A 21,948-nucleotide genomic window follows, 5' to 3' on the forward strand; every position below is an offset into this window, starting at 1 on the left:
AGCTGGCACGCAGTCCTCACGGGCCCATCGACCACCAGGAAGACCACTCTTGTCGAACGACTTCGCACGCCTCGGCGTGCCCACTGACCTTGTCGCCGTGCTCAGTGAGCGCGGCATCACCACCCCCACCCCGATCCAGACGGCCACTCTGCCCGACTCGTTGTCGGGACGAGACGTGCTCGGCCGTGGCCGCACCGGTTCGGGCAAGACCTATGCCTTCTCGCTGCCGCTGGTGGCCCGGCTCACCGGCGGACCCCGTCCGCGCCCCACCCAGGCCCGCTCGCTGGTGCTGGCACCGACCCGCGAGCTGGCCAGCCAGATCGAGGACACCATCGCACCGCTGGCAAAGGCAGCCGGCCTGCGCACCGCGATCATCTTCGGTGGGGTCAATCAGAACCCGCAGGTGCGGGCGATGGCCGCAGGCGTCGACATCCTGATCGCCTGCCCCGGCCGCCTGCTCGACCTGATCGGGCAGGGCCATGTCGACCTGTCGGGGGTGGGGATCACCGTCATCGACGAGGCCGACCACATGGCCGACATGGGATTCCTGCCGATGGTGCGCCGCATCCTCGACAGGACCCCCCGTAAGGGTCAGCGGATGCTGTTCTCGGCCACCCTCGACCAGGGCGTCGACGTGCTGGTCAAGCACTACCTGACCCGTCCGGTCACCCACCAGGCCGATTCGGCGCAGTCGCCGGTGGCCACCATGGACCACCACGTGCTGCGAGTCGCCAGCAGCGACCGCACCGCGGTGATCGCCGACCTGGCCGCGGCACCGGGCAAGGTGATCGTGTTCACCCGCACCAAGCACGGCGCCAAGAAGCTGGCCAAGCAGTTGCTCGGCCACGGGGTGCCCGCGGTCGACCTGCACGGCAACCTCGCCCAGAACGCTCGTACCCGCAACCTGGATGCCTTCCACTCCGGCGCGGTGCAGACCCTGGTCGCCACCGACATCGCCGCCCGCGGCATCCACGTCGACGACGTGGCGCTGGTCGTCCATGCCGATCCGCCCGCCGAGCACAAGGCCTACCTGCACCGCTCGGGACGCACCGCGCGCGCCGGCAAGGCCGGCACCGTGCTCACCCTGGCCACCCCCGAGCAGACCGCCGAGGTGCGCTCGCTGATGCGGGCCGCCAAAATCACCGCGACCACCACCGATGCCCGAGTCGGGCACCCGGTACTGACCGACCTGGCTCCCGGCGAGCGTACCTACCTGACGCCCGAACAGGCCGCTGAGGCCGCCCGCAACGGGCACACCCCGCAGCCGCAGGCACCGCGTCGTCCGCGCACCGGCACCCCGCGCCGCAACGGATCGTCGCGGGCCACCAGCGCACCGGCGCAGGGACAGGGACGACAGGGCCAGGGTCGCCCCGAAGGCCGGTCGGGGCAGGCTCGCCAGGGACAGGCTCGCCGGAGCGACACCCGCAGGGCAACCCAGCCGGCAGGCCAGACTCGCTCCGCGGCTGCCTTCAGCGCGGGTTTCCGGCGCGGCCGCTGACGCGCCCTCGTCCCAGCTGCCCCCCAACCGGCCAGCCAGTCGGCCTGGGCGGTTGCGGTGCGCACCGTGCAACCCGACGCCGCCGACGTGCCTGCCATGACCGACGTGGTGGTCAACGCCCTGACCGATGCTGAACTCACGCGGCCTGGGCGCCGTCGCGGACCAGCTCGGCAGCTTCACCCACGACGGGCGCACGTTCTGGCACGCTGCCGACAGCGAGCCACCGACCAGCCGTGGCGAGCCGCGCGCGTTCCTGCTGCAGTTGCTGGACGAGATGTATCGCGGTTACCAGGACTCGCGCTGGACGCTCGACGCTGCGGGGGTGACCCCGCACGAGCGGGGGGCCTCGGTCGGCATGGCCCTGGTCGATGGGCAGCTGGTCGTTACGGCGAGTTCCTGGGGCTTCGCGCCGAGGTGGTCCTGGCCGACTGAGTCAAGCGCCGGGGATGCGGTCGCGACGGTCCTCGGAATGCTTGGCACGGCGTGCCACGCGGCGGTCGGTGAGGAAGATGCTGATCACCAACCCGAATCCGGTGATCGCCGCCATCAGGAAGAACAGCATGGCCACAGCCGGGTAGCCGAACAGCCGCGGGCCGCCCTCGACGCCCATCATCAGGGCTGCGGCCACCGTGATCGCGGCGAGCACGATGCCGGTGGTGAGCCGGTTCACCCACTTCTGGCCCTGCCGCAGCACCCGGTCCTCGTCGATCGCGTGGACGCGCAGCGCCAGTTCGCCCTCGGTGAGCTGGTCCATGATCCGGTTGGCGCGTCTGGGCAGGTCCTGGACGAACTCCTTGGTCTCGAGTGCGCTGGTGGCGACGGTGGCCGGTGTCGGCGCCATCGAGGTGACCAGGACCCGGGGCAGGTGCTCGGCGATCGCATCGACGGGGACGAAGTCGGGGTCGAGGTGTTGGGTGGCCTGGTCGAGGTTGAGCAGTGCCTTGCCCACCATCGACATCTCGGCGGGCGGTCGCAGCCCGTGGGCCCCTGACATCCGCGCGAGCTCGACCAGCACCGAGCCGGCCTGCAGTTCCGCGCCCAGGGCGACGGTGCCCGAGACCAGGTGCGAGACGTCGTCGCGGAAGGCCGCGGCGTCGTAGTCGTCGAGTGGGTGCCCCATGCCGGCAAGTACGACCGCTGCACCCTCGCCGTCGCCCTCGGCGACCGCCAGCAGCAGCTTGATCAGGCGGCTCTGCACCCTGCGCGGGATGGTGGCCACCATGCCGAGGTCGATGATGGCGACCTGACCCTGGTCGTTGACCAGCAGGTTGCCCGGGTGCGGGTCGGCGTGCAGCAGGCCCTCGCTGAGCAGCGTGGTCAGGGTGAACCGGAACAGGGCGTCGGCCAGTTCGGGACCGTCGAGGTCCATCAGGCCGAGCGGCCCGATGTCGGTGACCTTGCGGCCGACGACGCGCTCCATGGTGAGCACCCTCGAGGTGGAGTAGTCACGCAGCGGGGCGGGGACGGCGATCAGCTTCTCGTCGGCGGTCAGTGCACCGAACCGCTCGAGGTTGGACGCCTCCTTGCGGTAGTCGAGTTCGTCGGCCAGCGAGCGCCGGAAGTGGGCGAGCATGGCGGCGGTGCCGACGCGCTGGCCGGCCTTGGTCTGGTCGACCAGTCCGGCCAACGAGCTGAGCAGTTCCATGTCGTCGCGCACCTGCTCGCGCACACCGGGTCGCTGCACCTTGACCACGACGTCTCGTCCGCTGCGGGTGATGCCACGGTGCACCTGCCCCAGCGAGGCCGACGCCAGCGGGGTGTCGTCGAACTCGGTGAACAGGGTCGAGACCGGGGCCCCGAGTTCGTACTCGATGATCTGTCGGGCCTCGGCGGCGTCGAAGGGCTCGACGCCGTCCTGCAGCCGGCCGAGGGCCTCGCTGTAGGCCGGCGGCAGCAGGTCGTATCGGGTCGACATCAGCTGGCCGAGCTTGACGAAGGTCGGGCCCAGTTCCTCCAGTTCGCCGGCCAACTCGTCGGGACGACCGGGCGTGAGGTCGGCCGGGTCGGCGTCGACGAGGAACTCCGGGTCACCCTTGGCGGCCGACAGTCCGAGCCCTGAGTGCTTGGCCGCCAGACGCACCAGCTTGGCCAGACGGGCGGCATTGCTCATGGGGTCTCCTTGTTCGCGCGACCGGGGTGGGTGCACCCCCGAGCCTACGGCTCGGTGCCGGGAGGCGGGTGAGAGACTGCCAGCATGATGGGTGGTCTGGCGGTGATCCTGGCGTGCCAGGTGGTCGGCGAGGTGCTCGTCCGACTGACCGGGATGCCGGTCCCTGGCCCCGTGGCCGGCATGGTGCTCTTCTTCGGATGGCTGCAATGGCGTCGCCCGGATGACCAGTCCGGGTCGGTGCGGGCGGCTTCGACGCTGATGCGCTACCTGTCGATCATGTTCGTGCCGGTCACCGTCGGCATCGTCGTCCACGGACGACAACTGGCCAGCCAGTGGCTGCCGGCAGTGGTCGGCTCGTTCGGCACGTGGCTGCTCACCTTCGTGCTGGTCGGCTGGGTGGCGATGTTGCTTCGTCCACGACCCCGGCAGGAGGCATCGTGAACGAGCGGCTCGACCAGACCTGGGCGTGGTTGTCGACCTCGCCGCTGTTAGCCCTGGCACTGACCGTGGGCACCTACTGGCTGGCCGAGAAGCTGTGGGACCGACTGGGGCGGCGCGCCCTGCTCACTCCCCTGCTGGTCACGGTCGTCGTGATCGGCGTGGTGCTGGTGGTGCTGCGCATCGACTACGCCACCTATGCCGAGGGCGCGAAGATCCTCACCTTCCTGCTGGGACCGGCCACCGTGGCGCTGGCGCTGCCGCTGCACCGGCAACTGAAGCTGGTGCAACGAGCAGCACCGATGGTGCTGGGAGCGGTCACCGCGGGCGCGGTGCTCTCAGTGCTCGCCGGCTACTGGGTGGTGAGGGCACTGGGGGGCACTGCCGAACTGGCGGCATCGATGGCCCCCAAGTCGGCGACCGCGCCGATCGCGATGCCGTTGGCCGAACAGATCGGCGGTGTTGCGTCGATCGCCGTGGCGTTCGTCATGGTCTCAGGACTCTCGGGCGCGGTGCTCGGCCCCAAGCTGCTCGACCTGGCTCGGGTCACCGATCCCCGGGCGCGCGGGCTGGCGATGGGAGTGTCGTCCCACGGCATCGGCACCTCCCGGGCGCTGCTCGAGGGCGAGACCCAGGGCGCCTTCTCGGGTCTGGCGATGGGCCTGACCGGCTTGACGATCTCGCTGGTGATCACCTGGCTGGTGCCCGGCTGAGCCGTCCCCCGTCAACCTCAGCGAGGACGCCGAAGGACCTCCAACTCGGCCCTCACCTGCTCGGGCTCGTCGTCCCAGGGCTGGTTGTCGATGTCGTGCACCGAGTCGATGGCGTCGGGCTCGTCCGCGTCGAGCGCGGCGAACAAGGGGTCCAGGTCGTCGGGTTCGGGACCGGTCTCGGCGACCAGTTCGAAGGTCTTGTGGTTGGCTGCCTCACTGGTCAGGCTGTCGACCAGCACCTTGGCGATCTGGCGGCGGGCGATGGCGCCGTCAGCCGGCGTTCCCGAGCGGCGGGTGTCGCCCTGCAAGAGGGTGATCGCGAGTTGGTCGTCGGCGTTGTAGTCGAACCACGCCGGGCGCACGATCGTGTAGTCGCGACCCGAGGCCCGCACCAGTCGTTCGGCGCGGCGCTTCCAGTCGTGCGACTCGGTGCTCTGGTTGTAGGAGGTGTTGCGCACCGTGGTGCCGATCGCGGTCATCAGCGCGATCCGGGCCGGCTGGTCGCCCAGGGCCGTGAGTACCTGGTGCACGCCGCCGTAGTCGACGGTGCGGGCACCAACCTTTCCACCGCCATCCGAACCGTGGGTGAACACCACCGCGTCGACGCCGTCGACTGCCGCTGCGAGGGACGCTGGGTCGGTGAGGTCACCGACCACGACCTCGACCCCGGCGGGCAGGTCGGCCCGCGCCGGGTTGCGCACCAGCGCACGGGTGGCGTGACCGGCCTGCAGGCACTTCTGGACGACGTGGCGCCCGATGCTGCCGGTGGCTCCGACGACCAGGACGGCGAGCTGGCTCATGCGGTCTCTCCTTCGACGGTGGTGGGTCCAGTCAAGCCGGATTACCGCCGGCGAGGGAGGGTCGGCCGTCACCTCCCAGGGGCAGGCTGGACGACCAGCACGTCGGCAGAGACCATCCGAGCCCGGATCCGGGCGGCGTTGGGTTCGTCCACGGCGGCGACCCACGCGGCTGCGGCGTCGGGCGTCTTGCCGAACTCGATGTGGCGGGCCACCAGCCAGGAGCGGCGGACCTCGTCGTCGCCGACCACGGCCCAGACCTCGGTGAGCACCCCCGCCAGTTCGGGCCAGGGGTCGTCAGCGTCGAGCAGGTAGTTGCCCTCGGTCACCACGAGCCGGTGCTCGGGCAGCACCGCGATCGCCCCGGCAATCGGCTGCTCGAGGTCACGCTCGAAGGTCGGTGCGTAGACGATCGTGCCGTCGTCAGCGGCGACGCGTCGCAGCATGCCGAGGTAGCCGTGGCCGTCGAAGGTGTCAATGGCGCCCTTGCGATCACGGCGTCCGAGCCGCTCGAGTTCGACGTCAGCCAAGTGGTAGCCGTCCATCGGCACGTTCACCGCTGACACACCGTCGGCCTGTGCCCGCGCGACCAGGTGCTCCGCGAGCGTGGACTTGCCGGCACCCGGCACCCCGACGATGCCCAGCAGGACGCGCGCACCGTGGGCCGCCTCGACCAGGCCGGCGAGGCGGCCAGCGGCTTCGACCCAGGGCAGTTCGGCAGGCATCAGGCCTCGTCAATCGGTTGGATCGGACGCACCTCGATCCGCCCACCCCAGGCCATCGGGTGCCCGGCGGCGATGCGGATCGCCTCGTCGATGTCGGCGGCCTTGATCACGTCGAAGCCGACGATCGCCTCGGTCGACTCCAGGTAGGGGCCGTCGGTGACCAGCACCTCTCCGCCACGTACCCGGACCGATCGGGCCTCGGGGGCAGGACGAAGCGGGTCACCGGCGAGCCACTGCCCGGCGTCGTTGAGCTGGGTCCACCACTGCTCGACGTCAGGAGCAGACTCGACATCGGCAGCGGTGTGGTCGGGGTCGGTCACGACGAACATCAGGAACTGCATGGGTCCTCCTCGAGTGTCACTGTCACCACGATGACGCGCCCGGGGTCGAGGATTCGACAGCGGTACCCGAATTGCTGTTCGCCCGCGTGACAGACCTCGTCAGCCCACGGTGCGCTGCAGGAACTCCAACACGTCCTGGGTGACCTCGTCCCGGTTCGTCTCGTTGAGGATCTCGTGGCGAGCGTCGGGGTAGAGGATCACCTCGACGTCGTTGACGCCCGCGTCGCGGTAGCGCTGGGCGACCAACTGGATCGCCTGTCCGCCACCAGCGATCGGGTCGGCGGTGCCCGAGATCAGCAGGATCGGCAGGTCGTCGCGGATGGCGCTCAACCGTTCGGGGTCGGTGGCCTCGCGGAGCTTGTCGATGTCGTTGAACCTGCCGATGGCGTAGGCCCAGCCGTTGGCCTGGTCTGCCATGTAGGCGTCGACCTCGGCCTCGTCGCGACTCAGCCACTCGAAGCCGGTGCGGTGCTCGAAGGCGGCGTTGAGCGAACTGAGGTCGGCGGGCTCGTCTGCGCCGAACATGTCGGCGATCCCTCCCACCTCGGTGCTGCCGCACAGCACGACCGCGTCGATGTCGCCGGAGTGGTCGAGCAGGAAGTGCTGGCTGGCGAACGAGCCCATGCTGTGCCCGAACAGGACGAGCTTGACGTCGGGATGGTCGGCGCGGATGCGTCGGTTGACCTGCACCACGTCGTCGACCCAGCCGGGCCAGCCGAGGTCGCCGTACTGCCCGTAGTTGCCCTGGGCGGTACGTCCGGCACCCCGGACGTCAGCCCCGTAGACCAGGTAGCCGGCGGCGGTGAGCGCCTCAGCGAAGCGCTTGTAGCGGCCAGCATGCTCGCCCAGGCCGTGCTGCACCTGGACGATCGCGCGCGGCTCGGCGGCCGGCTCCCAGACGTAGACCTGCAGGTCGATGCCGTCAGATGAGGGCACCTGGATCGTGGTTTCCTTCATGAACTGACTGTGTCACCCGCTCAGCCCCGAGTCTGGCGAACGCGCACTTTGGCCCGTCAGCAGAGGTCGGATCACGCGAGTTCCGCGCGCAGCACCCCGGCTGCCTCGCGCACGGCCGCCCGGCTTGACCGTCCGGCCCCGACCACGTTCATGAACCCGTGCAGTTGGTCGCCGACGCGCCTTCGGATCGCCCGGACCCCGGCCGCCTCGAGGCGGTCAGCGTCAGCCTCACCCTCGTCGCGCAGGGGGTCGAAGCCTCCGGTGGCGATGTAGGCGGACGCCAGACCGGTCGGGATCTCGGCGAACAGCGGGGACGCCGCCGGATCGTCCCTCTGGGAGCGATCGCGCAGGTAGCGGTCGGTGGACACCTGGATGAAGGCCTCCGTGAGGAAGAACCCCTCGCCGAAGGCGACGCGACTGAGGTGGGTCCCGGTGAAGTCGGTGACCGGGTAGAGCAGGAACTGCAGACGCAACGGAAGACCCTCACGAGCGACCTCGATGGCCGTGGTGGCGGCAAAGTTGGCCCCCGCGGAGTCACCACCCACGGCGAGCCGATCGAGGTCGGCCCCCAGCTGGGCGCGGTGAGAGACCACCCGGCGGTAGGCGGCCACACAGTCGTCATGGGGTGCGGGGAACTTGGCCTGCGGTGACAGCCGGTAGCCGACCGACAACACCCCGACCCCCGAGGCCTGTCACAGAAAGCGGGTCGCTGCCTCATAGGAGTCCAGGTCGCCCAGACAGAACCCACCACCGTGGAAGAAGACCAGCAGCGGCGTCGGCTGGCCGGTGCCCGGTTGCTCGGTACCGGGGTGGTTGGTGGGCGTGGACAGCCCTGCTGGCAGCGCGCCTTCGGCGCCGTCCACCTCGAGGTCGCACACCGAGCCGATCAGCTGTCATCCGCCCGCGGCGCTCGTCTGTTGCGCCACGGTCAGGCGTGCCTGCTCGACCGGCACGCTCTCGATCGGTGGGCCTGGCGCTCGACTGAGCAGCTTCAGCATCAACTGCACGTCGGTGGCCAGCTGATGCCCTTCCATCGCGATCGGTCGTCCCGCCGGGCGACGTTGCACCGACTCAGGCAGGTTCAGCACCACCCGCATGGTGGGCGGCACCACTCGAGCGAGCACGCGATCGCGCAGCCGACGCAGCGCCATGCCAGATCATAGGTCGCACCCTGCTCGCGCGAACAGAGCGAAATGGGGGTGGTCGGATGAGACCCTCCGCGACAAGGGCTTGGGTGGTTCCCATCTGCTCTCGGCAGGCTCCACCGCTGTCCGAAGACTCAGCGCTGGTCGGAAACGAATCGACGATTGTCTGGAGGGACGCCTGTACAAGGTTCTGCAAGCCCATCTTCAGGCGCGGAGACGCAAAGTACTCCGAACGACGAGCCCAGCGCCCAGCCTTCTGCAGGGGCTTGACGTACCGCTTGGCATGGTCACCGATGGGGTGGGCGAGAGGGAGGGGTCGTCCAGGTCCAACGCCCGGCTTCGCACCCCACAGGTCCCGCACAGATGCCGCACAGGTGGCGCTTGTCTCGATCTCGCACAGTGATGAACAGCAGCCCGGCAGAGCGGGCCCATCCCTGAAGGAGACGCGATGAGCACCCTTGTCCTCTACGCCGCGGACCTGGTCGCAGTGGCGACTCTGACGGTCGGCATCTACTGGCCCCGGCACCGTCGGCGTGACCTCGTGGTCGCCTTCCTCGGCGTCAACGTCGGGGTCTTGGCGGTCGCAGCCCTGCTCGCCGCGTCCTCGGTGACCGCCGGGCTCGGGCTCGGGTTGTTCGGCGTGCTGTCGATCATCCGGCTGCGCTCGGACGAGCTGGCCCAGCACGAGATCGCCTACTACTTCGCCGTTCTGGCGCTCGGCCTCGTGGGCGGCCTCGCCAGCACCACGACCCCCTGGCTCGCACTGGCCTTCATGGCCCTCATCGTCGCCACCATGGCGGCGATCGACTCCTCGGCGTTCCTGTCCGGTCACCGCCGCCAGGTCCTGGTCATCGACCAAGCGTTCTGCGACGAGGCCCAGCTGCGTCAGCACCTGGCCCAGCTCCTCGGCACGGACGTGTCGGCGGTGACCTTGATCAAGACCGACCTGGTCAACGACAGCACCACAGTCGACGTCCGCTACCGAATCGGGAGCCGAGACGTCGTCGGCACCAAAGCGCGGGCCCTGGCATGAGTGCGCTCGATCGTCTACGGCCGGTCTCGCTGGCCGAGCTGACGGAGCGGGCGGCCCTGATGAGCCGCACCGACCGGAAGTACCTCGTGCCCTCCTCACTCCTCGACCAAGTGGTCGCCACCTTGGCCGGCTCGCACCATGACGGGCTCCAGATCCTGCAGATCGGGACTCAACGCCAGTTCGGCTACCGATCCACCTACCTGGACACGCCGGAACTGGACTTCTACCGCTGCGCCGCGACCGGCCGCCGACGCAGGCCCAAGGTGCGCCTTCGCACCTACCTCGACAGCGGTGAGGCCTACGTGGAGGTCAAGACTCGGGAAGCTCGAGGAACAGCGGTCAAGGAGCGGCTCCTGCGTCAGGCCGGGACGGCGGGTGACCGGGTGGGGCTCACGGCCGAGGAGCTCGACTTCGTCGCCGGGCGTCTCGCCGCCCGCACCGGGGACTGCCTCGCGCTGCACGGGCTGCATCCCGTCCTGGTCACCGCTTACCGTCGCACCACGCTGCTCGTCCCTGACGAGGCGGCTCGGGTCACCCTGGACACCGGGCTGTCCTGGTCGCTTCCCCAGGGCGTGCGCGCCGGGGCGCCGGCCGTGCTGGACGACCTCGTCGTGATCGAGACCAAGTCGGGCTCCCGGCCGGGCCGTGCCGACCGGGCCCTGTGGGCAGCCGGGATCCGTCCGGTCCGGCTGTCCAAGTATGCGACAGGTATGGCGCTCACCCACGGACTCAAAGCCAACCGTTGGCACCGCACGACCTCCCTGCTCCGCGCCGACCTCAACCCCCCACACCCATCAACAAAGTCGCTCGCGCTGGCGGGCTGACCACCACCTCAGGAGAACCCATGAACATCAACCGCCTTGTCACCAACAGCGCCGCCGGCCTGGTCGCCCTCACCCTTGCGGCCTGCACGACTCTGGGTGCGAGCAGCGCGCAGACGCCGGCATCCACCGTCACCGGCACTAGCCAGGGATCGCAGATCTCCAGCACCGCGGCCACCTCCACCTCTACCGGCACCACCGGCTCCGCCACGACGACGGGGTTCGGATCACTCGACACCCACTGGGACGAGGACGATCTGGTCTGGGATCCTGCCGAAGAGCAGTCCGTCGCCCTCGCCGCCGGCGCCAGCGAAGAGGACTCCGCGGACGTCACCGTGGACGAAGACGTCGTGACGATCACCGCCGGCGGCGTCTACCGGCTCACCGGCACGCTCAGCGACGGGCAGGTGGTCGTGACCGCCCCCGATGACGAGACCGTGACACTGATCCTCGATGGTGTCGACATCACGAGCACCGCTGGCCCAGCCCTTGCGGTTGTCAGCGCGGATGAGGTCACCCTCGTACTCGCTGAGGGGACCGACACCACGCTCCCCGACGGCGTCGGCTACGAGGTGGCCGACGACGCGACCCCGGTCGCCGCCCTCGCCTCCGCGTCCGACCTCACCCTCACCGGGTCCGGGTCGCTGACCGTGACGGGTCGCACGAACGACGGCATCAGCTCCAGCGACGGACTGGTCCTCACCCCCGGCACCGGGCGGGTCAGCGTCAAGGCCGTCGACGACGGCGTCCGCGGCAAGGATTACGTCGACCTGCTCGGCGGCACCCTCACGATCACCGCCGGCGGCGATGGCGTGAAGGCCGACAACACCACCGATGCCGACCGCGGCTGGGTGCTGGTCGGCGGCGCCGACGTCACCGTGGACGCAGGCGATGACGGGGTCAAGGGTGAGCAGGGACTCCAGGTCTCCTCAGGGGCCGTCACCGTGACCTCCTCGGTCGAGGGTATGGAGTCGGCCGCGATCCTGATCAGCGGCGGCACAGTGGCGGTCACCGCCTCCGACGACGGCCTCAACGCGACCGCCGTCGAGGGGATCCAGGGCGGCGCCGAGTCCGACGACGGCTCGCTGCTCCGGGTCAGCGGCGGGACGGTCACGGTCGTGGCCGGCACCGATGGTCTCGACGTCAACGGCTCCGCGGAGCTGCTCGGCGGCACCATCACGATCACCAGCGCCGCCAACGGGATGGAGAGCCCCGTCGATGTCAACGGCGAGCTGACCCTGGACGGTACACAGATGACCGCCAACGGCACCGCGATCACCTCCGCCGACCCGCTGGCCGTTCACCGTGGCGGACCCCGTGGCGAAATGGCGCCGTCGCCCCGCCGCTGACCTGCGGCACACTCTGCCGGCTCGCCGTACCCAGCCACGAAGGGCCTGAATGGACCAGTAGTCGGTTCCCCGGAACTCGTCGAGCGCATCGCAGCCTCACCTCGCCCGCTCGGCCCGAAGCGCTGGGGGCCGCCCGTCGAACGAGCGACCCCCAGCGATGCCCCTACTGAGTACGGCGGGCTTTCAGCTGCAGCCGCTGGTCGAGCCGCAGCCCTCACAGACGTAGCAGGAGCCGGACGGGCGCATCTTCGTCCCGCAGGTGACGCACAGGGGGGCGTCGACCGCGTGCCCGGTCATCTTCTCCAGCAGCTCCGACGAGGTGTGCGGGGAGTTCTGGGTCTCCTCCACCCTGACCAGGGCCGGCTGCACCGGTCCGGCCTCGTCGATGCGCAGGTTGTCGGCGTCGTCGTTCTTGAGCTGCTCGGCCTCCGGCATCTGGGCTTCGTCCTCCTCAGACAGGTAGGTGCCGGTCTCGACGTAGCGGGCCCGTTCGGTGGCGGTGTAGATGCCCAGCTCGGCACGCTCGTCGAAGGACAGGTAGTCCAGGGCCAGGCGGCGGAAGATGTAGTCCATGATCGACTGCGCGATCCGCACGTCCGGGTCGTCGGTCATGCCGGCCGGCTCGAACTTGAGGTTCGTGTACTTCTGCACGTAGGTCTCCAGCGGCACGCCGTACTGCAGGCCGATCGAGATCGCCAGCGAGAAGGCGTCCATCACGCCGGCCAGGGTCGAACCCTGCTTGCCGAGCTTGAGGAAGACCTCACCCAGGGCGCCGTCGTCGTAGGTGCCGGCGGTCAGGTAGCCCTCGGCCCCACCCACGGTGAACGAGGTGGTGCGGCTGTTGCGACGCTTGGGCATCCGACGACGACGCGGACGGTACTCCGCCACCGGCGCGGGAGCAGGGGCAGCCTCGGCGGCCTTCTCCTCCTTCTTCTTGGCGTCCGAGAGCGGCTGGCCGACCTTGCAGTTGTCGCGGTAGACCGCGAGCGCCTTCAGACCGAGCTTCCAGCCCTGCATGTAGACGTCGGCGATCTCGTCGACGGTGGCCGACTCGGGCAGGTTGACCGTCTTCGAGATGGCGCCCGACAGGAACGGCTGGGTGGCCGCCATCATCCGCACGTGGCCCATCGGCTTGATCGCACGAGCGCCCATCGCTGTGTCGAACACCTCGTAGTGGTCCATCCGCAGGCCGGGAGCGTCGATGACGTGGCCGTGCTCGGAGATGTACTCCACGATCGCCTCAGCGGTCTCGGCCGGGTAGCCGAGGTTCTTCAGCGCCCGCGGGATGGTCTGGTTGACGATTTGCATCGAGCCGCCGCCGACCAGCTTCTTGAACTTGACCAGAGAGAAGTCGGGCTCGATGCCGGTGGTGTCGCAGTCCATCATGAAGCCGATGGTGCCGGTGGGTGCCAGCACCGAGGCCTGGGCGTTGCGGAAGCCGTTCTGGGCGCCCAGCTTGCCGACCTGGTCCCACTCGCGGGTGGCCACGGTCTGCACGTCACCGTCGAGCGAGCCGACAGTGCGCAGGTTGTCGTTGGCGACCTGGTGCTTGCGCATGACCCGCTGGTGGGCCTGCTCGTTGCGGGCGTAGCCGTTGTAGGGGCCCACGATCGCCGCGAGTTCGGCCGAGCGACGGTACGAGGTGCCGGTCATCAGCGAGGTGATCGCTGCGGCCAGCGCGCGTCCACCCTCGGAGTCGTAGCCCTTGCCGAGCGCCATCAGCAGGGCACCCAGGTTGGCGTAGCCGATGCCCAGCTGGCGGAAGTTGCGGGTGGTCTCACCGATCGACTCGGTCGGGAAGTCGGCGAAGCAGATCGAGATGTCCATCGCGGTGATGATCAGCTCGACGGCCTTGACGAACTTGGCGACGTCGAAGGTGTCGGCGTCGGTGAGGAACTTCAGCAGGTTGAGGCTGGCCAGGTTGCACGAGGAGTTGTCGAGGCTCATGTACTCCGAGCAGGGGTTCGACGCGGTGATCCGGCCGGTCTCGGGGTTGGTGTGCCAGGCGTTGATCGTGTCGTCGTACTGGATGCCGGGATCGGCGCACTCCCAGGCGGCCTTGGCGATCTTGCCGAACAGTTCGCGGGCGTTGACCTCTTCGACCACCGAGCCGTCGCCGCGGGCGCGCAGGCCGAACAGGGCGTCCTCCTCGACCGCGGTCATGAACTCGTCGGAGACCCGCACCGAGTTGTTGGCGTTCTGGTACTGCACCGAGGTGATGTCCTTGCCACCCAGGTCCATGTCGAAGCCAGCGTCGCGCAGGGCGCGGATCTTGTCCTCCTCGCGCGCCTTGGTCTCGATGAACTCCTCGATGTCGGGGTGGTCGACGTCGAGCACGACCATCTTGGCCGCACGGCGGGTGGCGCCACCGGACTTGATGGTGCCCGCCGAAGCGTCGGCGCCACGCATGAACGAGACCGGACCCGAGGCGGTGCCACCGCTGCTGAGCAGTTCCTTGGACGAGCGGATGCGCGAAAGGTTCAGGCCGGCGCCCGAGCCGCCCTTGAAGATGAAGCCCTCCTCCTTGTACCAGTTGAGGATCGAGTCCATCGAGTCGTCGACCGAGAGGATGAAGCAGGCGCTGACCTGCTGGGGGCTCTTGGTGCCGACGTTGAACCAGACCGGTGAGTTGAAGCTGAAGTACTGGTGCAGCAGCATCCAGGTGAGCTCGTGCTCGAAGACCTCGGCGTCGGCCTCGGTGGCGAAGTAACCGTGGTCCCAGCCGGCCCGCGCGTAGGTCTTGACCACGCGGTCGATCAGCTCACGCAGGCTCTTCTCGCGGGCCTCGGTGCCCAGCGCCCCACGGAAGTACTTGGTGGTGACGATGGTCGAGGCGTTGAGGCTCCAGAAGTCGGGGAAGTCGACACCCTTCTGCTCGAAGACGTTCTCGCCGGTCTTCCAGTTGGTCTGGACGACATCGCGCTTTTCCCAGTTCACCTCGTCGTACGGGTGGACGCCCTCGGTGGTGAACACGCGCTCGATGGTGAGCCCGGACGGCTTCTTGCCCCCGGACTTCCTGGTGGCGCGGGTGGTCTCGGTCATGGTGGCCCTCTCTGGCTCTCTTCTGGGACGGGTGGTGGCTGTGATGGTGACAGGCCGGTCAGACAGTGACTGGCGTGTCGGCGGTGGAACTGGGGCCGGACGGCGACTGCATCCGGGCGATCTCGGTGACGAAGTCGTCGACCGAGGTGAAGTGGCGGTACACGCTGGCGAAGCGCAGGTAGGCGATCGGGTCGAGTTCTGCGAGCGGGCCAAGGATCGCCACGCCCACGTCCTGGGCGGGCACCTCGGACTGGCCCGAGGCGCGCAGGGCGTCCTCGACCTGTTGGCCCAACTTGGCCAGGTCGGCATCCGAGACCGGACGACCGGTGCACGCCTTGCGCACTCCGGCGACGACCTTGTCACGACTGAACGGCTCGATCACGCCGGACTTCTTCACCACGACCAACTGCATCTGCTCCAGAGTGGTGAAGCGGCGTTCGCAGGCCGGGCACTGGCGGCGACGGCGCACGCTCGAGCCGTCCTCGGCGACACGCGAGTCGAGCACGCGGGAGTCGCAGTGGCGGCAGTACGGGCAGTGCACGACGGACTCCTCTCAGCGACGCTGCAGCGGTGGTTGCGTGTGGATTGGCCTGTGGACAGGATGTGGAGAACAACCACAACCTGTGGACGAACCACAACGGTGTAACTACTAGATGTAGGGAGACTAGGCCGACATCATCACAAGGTCAAGCAGCGGCGCGAAAGACACGCCCAGATGCTCACACGAGGTTGCGAGCCACGGTCCAGACCACGCCGACGACCCCGATCACCCAGTACAGGCGACGCTGGCTGAACCCTCCCCAAGGGCGCAGCGGCCGCCAGGCCGGACCACCCAGCGCCTCGACCACCCAGAACACCGCGCAGACCGCCATCACCACGAACCCGACCAGCACGACCGGGTTCCAAGCCCAGGCCGCGGCCAGGTCACCGCGCACCAGCGAGGCACCCATGCGGGTGGAGCCACACAGCGGGCACCACAGGCCAGTCATCGCCCGAAACGGGCACGGCACGCCCCAACCCGTGGCGACGTTGACCACAGCCATCGCTGCGCCCACGCCGGCGAGGCCGGCCAACGACGCCAGCGCCTGCCGTGGGTCGAAGGACGACTCGAGCGTGATCACCGTGCAAGTATGGCGCGGCGGTAGCCCCTTGACCACCTATCATCTTCCTCGACGTCACCAGAGAGGAACGCGTACGTGACCAACGACAACTGGAACAACCAGAACCAGCCACAAGGTGGTTGGGACCCCAACCAGCAGCAGCCCGGCTGGGACCCGAACCAGCAGCAGCCCGGCTGGGACCCGAACCAGCAGCAGCCCGGACAGCCCGGTCAGCCCCAGCAGGGCTGGGACCAGCCCCAGGCCAGCAACTACAACCCCGCGACCCAGGGTTGGGACCCCAACGCTGCTGCCTACGGCGCTGGCTACGGCGCTCCGGCCGCCCCCTTGGCGAGCTGGGGCAAGCGCGCCCTCGGCTGGCTGATCGACTGGCTGGTGCCGAGCCTGATCATTGGCACGATCATCAGCAGCGCCTTCCCGCAGGACGTCACCGCGACCACCACTGCCGACTCGGTCGACCTGGGCATCTCGGGCACCGGCTCCCTAGTCCAGATCCTGCTGTGGCTCGCCCTGTTCGCAGCCTGGTCGTTCCTCGCCTCGAAGGATGGACAGACCCCCGGCCGCAAGGTCGCCAAGACCCAGCTGCTGGACGAGAACATGCGTCCGGTGAGCCTGGGCAAGGGACTCGGCCGCTACATCGTCCAGTACCTGCTCGCGATCCCCTGTGGCCTCACCTGGTGGTTCCCGCTGTGGGACAAGCAGCGCCAGACCCTGGCCGACAAGATCATGAACACCAAGGTCTACGACATCAGCCAGACCGGCCCGGTCAACCGCGCCTGATCGTCACCGATCCCACTCGGAGGGCGCCAGCTTCGGCTGGCGCCCTTCGTCGTGCGTGGGCGCGCCAAGGCCTCAGCCCAGGGGTGCGTTGCTGAAGCCGAGGAAGGCCCAGACCACCATCGAGACCAGGAACAGGGCGGCAGCGGCGCTCAACGAGACCATGGCGGCGTAGCCGCGCTCGGTCCACTGCCAGCCACCGGCCACCACGCGACGACGGGCCGGCACCTGCACCTGGCAGGCGCGGGCGTGTGCAGAGCTGCCCGCCAGTCCTCTGCCGAAGGAGAGGTCGGCCGGGGCCAGAAGGCCAGCTGGTCGGGCTTGGGGCCGGCGGTGGTCGTCACGACGGACGCGACGAGACGGACGAGTGGTCGGCGCGGACTGCCGACGCTGAAGGGCGGTCGTGCTCATGGTGTGCCTCCTGCGGCGTGTTGGTCTCGACCCGGGCCACTCGGCGAGTGGACCATCTCGAACGTCTGTTCGAAAGGCCAGCCTAGGACGTCGGCGGCAACCTTTCAAACACCCGTTCGAATGGCGTGTCGCGGACCCCGGAAAGGGGCCGCTCTTCGGCCATGACGAGAGTCCACCAGCAGGCTCTGACAATTTCCGCGCAGGCCATTGGGACGAGTTTCGCGACACGTCGAACAGATGTTTGAATAGCCGGTCGCACTCCCCTACCGTGACCTCATGGCCACCAACTCCAAGACCCCGGGCAGGAAGCCGCGGCGTCGCACGCTGACCCCGAGCGACCATCCCAAGCGGCGCGTCGGTCGTCCGACCAACCAGGAGGTGGCAGCCGAACTCGGGGCACTGCCCGACGGCCCTGCCGACGCCCACGGGCTCACGCCGCGCCAGCGGCTGATCCTCGAGGTCATCCGCGACGTGGTCAAGACCCGTGGCTACCCGCCGAGCATCCGCGAGGTCGGTGAGTTCGTCGGTCTTGCCTCGACCTCATCGGTCTCGCACCAGTTGCGCGCACTCGAGGCCAAGGGCTTCATCCGGCGCGACCCCAATCGTCCGCGCGCCCTCGAGGTGCACCTTCCCGACGAGCCGGCCCGCAAGACGCCCAGCCGTCGCAACCAGGTGCCCGACGACATCGACCCCACCGGCATCGGCGACAGCTTCCCGACCGCGGTCAACGTGCCGGTGGTCGGCCGGATCGCGGCTGGTGGCCCGATCCTGGCCGAGGAGCAGGTCGAGGACGTGTTCCCGCTGCCGCGTCAGTTGGTCGGCGAGGGCACGCTGTTCCTGCTCGAGGTGCGTGGCGACTCGATGATCGAGGCGGCCATCTGTGACGGCGACTGGGTGGTCGTGCGCCAGCAGCAGACCGCAGTCAACGGCGACATCGTGGCGGCACTGCTCGACCACGAGGCCACGGTGAAGACCTTCAAGCGCACCGGTGACCAGGTCTGGCTGCTGCCCCACAACCCCGACTACGACCCCATCGACGGCAACCACGCCTCGATCCTGGGCAAGGTCGTCGCGGTGATGCGCAAGGTCTGACGGGTCACCCCTCAGGACTGGTCGCGCGCCTCCTGCAGACGCTTGAGGGCCTGCACCGCAGTCTCCCGGTCGGCGGTCATCCAGTAGTTGGGCATGCTTGCGCGCAGGAAACTGCCGTAGCGCGCCTTCACCAGACGAGGGTCGAGGATGGCCACCACCCCTCGGTCGGTGGAGCGACGAATCAGCCGGCCCGACCCCTGGGCGAGCAGCAACGCGGCGTGGCTGGCGGCCACCGCCATGAACCCGTTGCCCCCGGCCTCGGCCACCGCCTGCTGCCGGGCCTGCATCAGCGGGTCGTCCGGGCGCGGGAAGGGGATCTTGTCGATGATCACCAACTCGCAGATGTCGCCGGGCACGTCGATCCCCTGCCACAGCGAGAGCGTGCCGAACAGCGAGGTCTCGGGCTCGCTGATGAACCTGCGGGTGAGTTCGGGCAGTTGGGCATCGCCCTGGCACAGGATGGTCATCTCGGGCAGCTGGGCCCGCACGTGCCTGGCCGCGGCCTCGGCGTTGCGCTGCGAGGCGAACAGGCCCAGCGTGCGTCCCCCCGCCGCCCAGACCAACTCGGCGATCTCGGCGAGCACCACCTCGTCCATGCCGTCACGGCTGGGGTTGGGCAGGTCGGCGGCCACGTAGAGGATGCCCTGACGGCGGTGGTCGAAGGGTGAGCCGACGTCGAGGCCCCGCCAGGCCATCTCGACGTCGTCATCGACCTGGGCGGGATCGTCGACCCGCTCGCTTCGGCGAAGCCCCACCTGCGCGGCCAGGTTCTCGAACTCCCCGCCCACGGTCAGCGTGGCCGAGGTCAGCACCGCGGTGGCATTGCCCATCACCGCGTCGCGCATCAGTGCCGCCACCGACAGCGGCGCCACGTGCGCCCAGCGGCCGAACCGCTCCCGCTCACTGGTCCAGACCACGTCGGCAGGTTTCAGCGCGGCCATCCGTTCGGCGATGTCGAACAGTTCCTTGACCGCGGCCGCCGCCTGGGAGCGTTCCGCGTCCACCCCCTGCGCGGTCTCGTGCGTACCGCCCTTGGACGACATGGCGCTGAACGCCCGGCGGGTCACCTCGCGCACCGACTCGAAGGCGGCGGTCATCGTCCCCGGCTCGGTCACCCGGCCCAACGGTGCCGCCTCGAGCGCCTCGCGCAGCACGTCGGACGACTCGAGCAGGTCGACCCCGAGGTCGTCGTCCAGCCAGGTCAGCGCACGCCGGGCGACGCGCTCCAGCAGTTGCGGACTGAGTTCGTCGCTCGCGGCACCGGTGACCCTCGAGACCAGGTCGTGGGCCTCGTCGATGATCACCACGTCGTGCTCGGGCAGCGCGGTCTGGCCGTGCATGGCATCGATCGCCAGCAGGGCGTGGTTGGTGACCACCAGGTCGGCCTGTCGCGCACGGTCGCGGGACGCCTCGACCAGGCACTCGCTGCCATAGGGGCAGCGCTGCACACCCAGGCACTCGCGCACCGGCATCGAGACCTGCTCCCACGCCCGGGGCTGGTGGGCGGGGGCATCGTCGCGGTCGCCGACCAGACCGTCGGTGGCCTGCTGCTCGGCCCACTCCCGCAGCATCACCACCTCAGCGCCCAGCAGCGACTCCGGGGTGCCCTTCTTCGCCTTGGTGGCCTCGACCACCTCACTGCCGCCCAGCAACGCCGACTGGGCCTCGTCGCCGGCGCCGTCGCGCACCTTGAGCAGGCAGGCGTAGTTGGTGCGGCCCTTGAGGATCTCGGTGCGCGGCTGCTTGCCCAGCACCTTCTCGGCCGCGGCCAGGGCGGTGGGAATGTCCTTCTTGGCCAACTGTGCCTGCAGCGCCAGGGTCGCGGTGGCGATCACCACCCGCTCGCCGCTGCTGGCACAGTGCACCAGTGCCGGAGCCAGGTAGCCCAGCGACTTGCCGGTGCCGGTGCCGGCTTGGATCAGGGTGTGCACGCCGGTGGTGAAGGCCTCGGCGACCGCGTCGGCCATCGCCACCTGGCCCTCGCGGGTGGCCCCGCCGAGCTCGCCCACGGCTGCAGCGAGCAGGTCGCGGTGCTGGGAGGAGGCGGTCACCCGCCACACTGTAGCCCGGTCAGCTCAGGGTGTAGCCCTCGAACTCGGCCGCCAGTTCCGGGTGCATCATGGCCACGATCCGGGTGCCCTCGGCGGTGTGCTCGGTGGTGATGAACTGGCCGAGCCGGTGCACCTTGTCGAGCAGGTCGCCGCGGTCGTAGGGCACCAGCGCCCGCACCTCGGTCTCGGGCATCGGCAGTTGTGACTCCACGATCGCCCGCAGCTGGTCGATGCCCTCGCCGGTGCGCGCCGAGACCAGCACGGCGTCGGGGTACTGGCTGCGCAGCGCCAGCAGCGCCTCGGGCTCGGCACGGTCGATCTTGTTGATCACGATCTGCTCGCGCACCGATCCTGCGCCGATGTCGTTGAGCACGGTGCGCACGGCCCCGATCTGGCCGACCGGGTCGGGGTCGGAGCCGTCGACGACGTGCACCAGCAGGTCGGCTGCGGTGGTCTCCTCCAGCGTCGAGGCGAAGGCCTCGACCAGGTCGTGGGGCAGGTGCCGGACGAACCCGACGGTGTCGGTGAGGGTGAACACCCGCCCGTCGGCGGTCTGGGTGCGACGGGTGGTCGGGTCGAGGGTGGCGAACAGCGCGTCCTCGACCAGCACGCCGGCTCCGGTGAGCCGGTTGAGCAGCGAGCTCTTGCCGGCATTGGTGTAGCCGACGATCGCCACCGAGGGGATGCGGTTGCGCACGCGGGAGGCACGCTTGGTGTCGCGGTTGCCGTCCATCTCGCGCAGCTTGGCGCGCAGTTGGCTGATCCTGGTGTTGATCCGGCGCCGGTCGGTCTCGATCTTGGTCTCACCGGGGCCTCGTCCGCCGATACCAGCGCCACCGGCTGCTCGTCCGCCGGCCTGGCGCGACAGGTTGCCACCCCAACCGCGCAGGCGCTGCTTGAGGTAGTTCAGCTGGGCCAGTTCGACCTGGGCCTTGCCCTCGACGCTGTGGGCGTGCTGGGCGAAGATGTCGAGGATCAGTGCGGTGCGGTCAACCACCTTGACCTTGAGCCGGTCCTCCAGGTTGCGCAGCTGGGCGGCCTGCAGTTCGCCGTCGCAGATCACGGTGTCGGCACCAGTGGCGATGACCACTTCGCGCACCTCGTCGACCTTGCCGCGGCCGATGTAGGTGGCCGGGTCGGGCTTGTGGCGGCGCTGGATCAGCCCTTCGAGCACCTGTGACCCGGCGGTCTCGGCGAGCAGCTTGAGCTCGATCATGGCGTTCTCGGCGTCCACCTCCGAGCCACTGGTCCACACACTCACCAGCACGACGCGTTCCAGACGCAACTGGCGGTACTCGACCTCGGTGACGTCCTCGAGTTCGGTCGACAGCCCGGCGACCCGCTTCAGTGAGTGGCGGGCCTCTCGGTCGATCTGCAGCCCGTCGGGGTCGACCTCGTCGCTGAAGTCGTCACTGAACTCCAGGTCGTCGGGATCGGGCTGGCTCCAGTCGAAGTCGTCGGCCTCGTCGAACTGGTCGAAGGCGTCGTCGTCTCGGGACTGGTCTGCGGGCATCGGTTGACTCATCGTTG

Annotated in this window: 21 protein-coding genes and 1 pseudogene; 8 read left to right on the top strand and 14 right to left on the bottom strand. The window is 69.3% G+C overall.

Features of this window, described 5'->3' with window-relative positions; all coding sequences use genetic code 11:
- The first annotated feature begins 49 nt into the window (after window positions 1-49).
- Window positions 50-1,498 (top strand): DEAD/DEAH box helicase, encoded by a 1,449-nt coding sequence (locus IE660_RS01830; protein WP_203566601.1) that lies wholly within the window; start codon window positions 50-52, stop codon window positions 1,496-1,498.
- Window positions 1,499-1,931: 433 nt separating this feature from the next.
- On the opposite strand, the gene IE660_RS01835 is transcribed toward IE660_RS01830, so the two are convergent.
- Window positions 1,932-3,608 carry an ABC1 kinase family protein gene (locus tag IE660_RS01835; protein WP_203566602.1) on the bottom strand — a complete coding sequence of 559 codons (1,677 nt, stop codon included), beginning with the start codon at window positions 3,606-3,608 and terminating at the stop codon, window positions 1,932-1,934.
- Between the two features lie 84 nt (window positions 3,609-3,692).
- Here IE660_RS01835 and IE660_RS01840 point away from each other — a divergent pair, with 84 nt between their 5' ends.
- Together IE660_RS01840 and IE660_RS01845 are read left to right on the top strand one after the other, a co-directional pair.
- Entirely contained in the window at window positions 3,693-4,049 is a 357-nt protein-coding gene (locus IE660_RS01840) for a CidA/LrgA family protein (RefSeq protein ID WP_203566603.1), read from the top strand.
- Entirely contained in the window at window positions 4,046-4,759 is a 714-nt protein-coding gene (locus IE660_RS01845; protein ID WP_203566604.1) for an LrgB family protein, read from the top strand. Before IE660_RS01840 ends, IE660_RS01845 begins: the two co-directional genes overlap by 4 nt.
- Window positions 4,760-4,776: 17 nt before the next feature.
- Here IE660_RS01845 and IE660_RS01850 read toward each other — a convergent pair whose 3' ends face one another.
- The 7 genes and pseudogenes from IE660_RS01850 to IE660_RS01880 all read right to left on the bottom strand — a co-directional run bounded on the left by IE660_RS01850 (window position 4,777) and on the right by IE660_RS01880 (window position 8,730).
- A complete protein-coding gene (locus IE660_RS01850) occupies window positions 4,777-5,559 on the bottom strand; it encodes an SDR family oxidoreductase (protein ID WP_203566605.1) in 783 nt (260 codons plus the stop codon).
- A gap of 68 nt (window positions 5,560-5,627) precedes the next feature.
- Window positions 5,628-6,281 (bottom strand): nucleoside/nucleotide kinase family protein, encoded by a 654-nt coding sequence (locus IE660_RS01855; RefSeq protein WP_203566606.1) that lies wholly within the window; start codon window positions 6,279-6,281, stop codon window positions 5,628-5,630.
- Window positions 6,281-6,622: a YciI family protein gene (locus tag IE660_RS01860; RefSeq protein WP_203566607.1), complete on the bottom strand. Its 342-nt coding sequence runs from the start codon at window positions 6,620-6,622 to the stop codon at window positions 6,281-6,283. Before IE660_RS01860 ends, IE660_RS01855 begins: the two co-directional genes overlap by 1 nt.
- 99 nt (window positions 6,623-6,721) lie before the next feature.
- Window positions 6,722-7,579: an alpha/beta hydrolase gene (locus tag IE660_RS01865; RefSeq protein WP_203566608.1), complete on the bottom strand. Its 858-nt coding sequence runs from the start codon at window positions 7,577-7,579 to the stop codon at window positions 6,722-6,724.
- A 71-nt stretch (window positions 7,580-7,650) separates the two neighbouring features.
- Window positions 7,651-8,256: pseudogene (locus IE660_RS01870) on the bottom strand (alpha/beta hydrolase); the annotation flags it as partial.
- Between the two features lie 15 nt (window positions 8,257-8,271).
- Window positions 8,272-8,457, bottom strand: coding sequence for a hypothetical protein (locus tag IE660_RS01875; RefSeq protein ID WP_203566610.1), 186 nt, complete (start codon window positions 8,455-8,457; stop codon window positions 8,272-8,274).
- Window positions 8,458-8,472: 15 nt separating this feature from the next.
- Window positions 8,473-8,730: a hypothetical protein gene (locus IE660_RS01880; protein ID WP_203566611.1), complete on the bottom strand. Its 258-nt coding sequence runs from the start codon at window positions 8,728-8,730 to the stop codon at window positions 8,473-8,475.
- A gap of 442 nt (window positions 8,731-9,172) precedes the next feature.
- Here IE660_RS01880 and IE660_RS01885 point away from each other — a divergent pair, with 442 nt between their 5' ends.
- Genes IE660_RS01885 through IE660_RS01895 form a run of 3 tightly spaced genes read left to right on the top strand, consistent with a single transcriptional unit; the run spans window position 9,173 to window position 11,927 of the window.
- The gene (locus IE660_RS01885; RefSeq protein ID WP_203566612.1) at window positions 9,173-9,757 is read left to right on the top strand and encodes a DUF4956 domain-containing protein; all 585 of its coding nucleotides are present in this window, start codon (window positions 9,173-9,175) and stop codon (window positions 9,755-9,757) included.
- Entirely contained in the window at window positions 9,754-10,581 is an 828-nt protein-coding gene (locus IE660_RS01890) for a polyphosphate polymerase domain-containing protein (protein ID WP_203566613.1), read from the top strand. Before IE660_RS01885 ends, IE660_RS01890 begins: the two co-directional genes overlap by 4 nt.
- Window positions 10,582-10,601: 20 nt before the next feature.
- Window positions 10,602-11,927, top strand: coding sequence for a carbohydrate-binding domain-containing protein (locus IE660_RS01895; RefSeq protein ID WP_203566614.1), 1,326 nt, complete (start codon window positions 10,602-10,604; stop codon window positions 11,925-11,927).
- A gap of 183 nt (window positions 11,928-12,110) precedes the next feature.
- Here IE660_RS01895 and IE660_RS01900 read toward each other — a convergent pair whose 3' ends face one another.
- The 3 genes from IE660_RS01900 to IE660_RS01910 all read right to left on the bottom strand — a co-directional run bounded on the left by IE660_RS01900 (window position 12,111) and on the right by IE660_RS01910 (window position 16,090).
- Entirely contained in the window at window positions 12,111-14,969 is a 2,859-nt protein-coding gene (locus IE660_RS01900) for a vitamin B12-dependent ribonucleotide reductase (RefSeq protein WP_203566615.1), read from the bottom strand.
- A gap of 58 nt (window positions 14,970-15,027) precedes the next feature.
- Entirely contained in the window at window positions 15,028-15,510 is a 483-nt protein-coding gene (nrdR, locus tag IE660_RS01905) for a transcriptional regulator NrdR (protein WP_203566616.1), read from the bottom strand.
- A gap of 178 nt (window positions 15,511-15,688) precedes the next feature.
- Window positions 15,689-16,090, bottom strand: a complete 402-nt coding sequence (locus tag IE660_RS01910; RefSeq protein ID WP_328701796.1) for a DUF2752 domain-containing protein — start codon at window positions 16,088-16,090, stop codon at window positions 15,689-15,691.
- A gap of 75 nt (window positions 16,091-16,165) precedes the next feature.
- Between IE660_RS01910 and IE660_RS16300 the strand changes: the two genes are divergently transcribed.
- A complete protein-coding gene (locus IE660_RS16300) occupies window positions 16,166-16,867 on the top strand; it encodes an RDD family protein (RefSeq protein WP_203566617.1) in 702 nt (233 codons plus the stop codon).
- 72 nt (window positions 16,868-16,939) lie between these two features.
- Here IE660_RS16300 and IE660_RS01920 read toward each other — a convergent pair whose 3' ends face one another.
- A complete protein-coding gene (locus tag IE660_RS01920) occupies window positions 16,940-17,275 on the bottom strand; it encodes a hypothetical protein (protein WP_203566618.1) in 336 nt (111 codons plus the stop codon).
- 276 nt (window positions 17,276-17,551) lie between these two features.
- Here IE660_RS01920 and lexA point away from each other — a divergent pair, with 276 nt between their 5' ends.
- Complete coding sequence (gene lexA, locus IE660_RS01925; RefSeq protein ID WP_203566619.1) at window positions 17,552-18,367, top strand: transcriptional repressor LexA; 816 nt, start codon at window positions 17,552-17,554, stop codon at window positions 18,365-18,367.
- 11 nt (window positions 18,368-18,378) lie between these two features.
- Here the strand turns inward: lexA and IE660_RS01930 are convergent, their stop codons facing one another.
- Both IE660_RS01930 and hflX read right to left on the bottom strand, forming a co-directional pair.
- Complete coding sequence (locus IE660_RS01930) at window positions 18,379-20,334, bottom strand: ATP-dependent DNA helicase (RefSeq protein ID WP_203566963.1); 1,956 nt, start codon at window positions 20,332-20,334, stop codon at window positions 18,379-18,381.
- Between the two features lie 103 nt (window positions 20,335-20,437).
- Window positions 20,438-21,931 (bottom strand): GTPase HflX, encoded by a 1,494-nt coding sequence (gene hflX / locus IE660_RS01935; RefSeq protein ID WP_203566620.1) that lies wholly within the window; start codon window positions 21,929-21,931, stop codon window positions 20,438-20,440.
- Window positions 21,932-21,948 lie beyond the last annotated feature (17 nt).

The organism is Aestuariimicrobium ganziense, from assembly GCF_015352975.1.
GTDB lineage: Bacteria > Actinomycetota > Actinomycetes > Propionibacteriales > Propionibacteriaceae > Aestuariimicrobium > Aestuariimicrobium ganziense.

Excerpts from the sequence above, each read along its gene's own strand:
- hflX (WP_203566620.1), bottom strand. The coding sequence starts at position 21,931 with ATGCCCGCAGACCAGTCCCGAGACGACGACGCCTTCGACCAGTTCGAC.
- IE660_RS01880 (WP_203566611.1), bottom strand. The coding sequence starts at position 8,730 with ATGGCGCTGCGTCGGCTGCGCGATCGCGTGCTCGCTCGAGTGGTGCCG.
- IE660_RS01930 (WP_203566963.1), bottom strand. The coding sequence starts at position 20,334 with ATGGCCGACGCGGTCGCCGAGGCCTTCACCACCGGCGTGCACACCCTG.
- IE660_RS01850 (WP_203566605.1), bottom strand. The coding sequence starts at position 5,559 with ATGAGCCAGCTCGCCGTCCTGGTCGTCGGAGCCACCGGCAGCATCGGG.
- IE660_RS01835 (WP_203566602.1), bottom strand. The coding sequence starts at position 3,608 with ATGAGCAATGCCGCCCGTCTGGCCAAGCTGGTGCGTCTGGCGGCCAAG.
- IE660_RS01860 (WP_203566607.1), bottom strand. The coding sequence starts at position 6,622 with ATGCAGTTCCTGATGTTCGTCGTGACCGACCCCGACCACACCGCTGCC.
- IE660_RS01885 (WP_203566612.1), top strand. The coding sequence starts at position 9,173 with ATGAGCACCCTTGTCCTCTACGCCGCGGACCTGGTCGCAGTGGCGACT.
- IE660_RS01890 (WP_203566613.1), top strand. The coding sequence starts at position 9,754 with ATGAGTGCGCTCGATCGTCTACGGCCGGTCTCGCTGGCCGAGCTGACG.
- lexA (WP_203566619.1), top strand. The coding sequence starts at position 17,552 with ATGGCCACCAACTCCAAGACCCCGGGCAGGAAGCCGCGGCGTCGCACG.
- IE660_RS01895 (WP_203566614.1), top strand. The coding sequence starts at position 10,602 with ATGAACATCAACCGCCTTGTCACCAACAGCGCCGCCGGCCTGGTCGCC.
- IE660_RS01900 (WP_203566615.1), bottom strand. The coding sequence starts at position 14,969 with ATGACCGAGACCACCCGCGCCACCAGGAAGTCCGGGGGCAAGAAGCCG.
- IE660_RS01865 (WP_203566608.1), bottom strand. The coding sequence starts at position 7,579 with ATGAAGGAAACCACGATCCAGGTGCCCTCATCTGACGGCATCGACCTG.
- IE660_RS01920 (WP_203566618.1), bottom strand. The coding sequence starts at position 17,275 with ATGAGCACGACCGCCCTTCAGCGTCGGCAGTCCGCGCCGACCACTCGT.
- IE660_RS01855 (WP_203566606.1), bottom strand. The coding sequence starts at position 6,281 with ATGCCTGCCGAACTGCCCTGGGTCGAAGCCGCTGGCCGCCTCGCCGGC.
- IE660_RS01840 (WP_203566603.1), top strand. The coding sequence starts at position 3,693 with ATGATGGGTGGTCTGGCGGTGATCCTGGCGTGCCAGGTGGTCGGCGAG.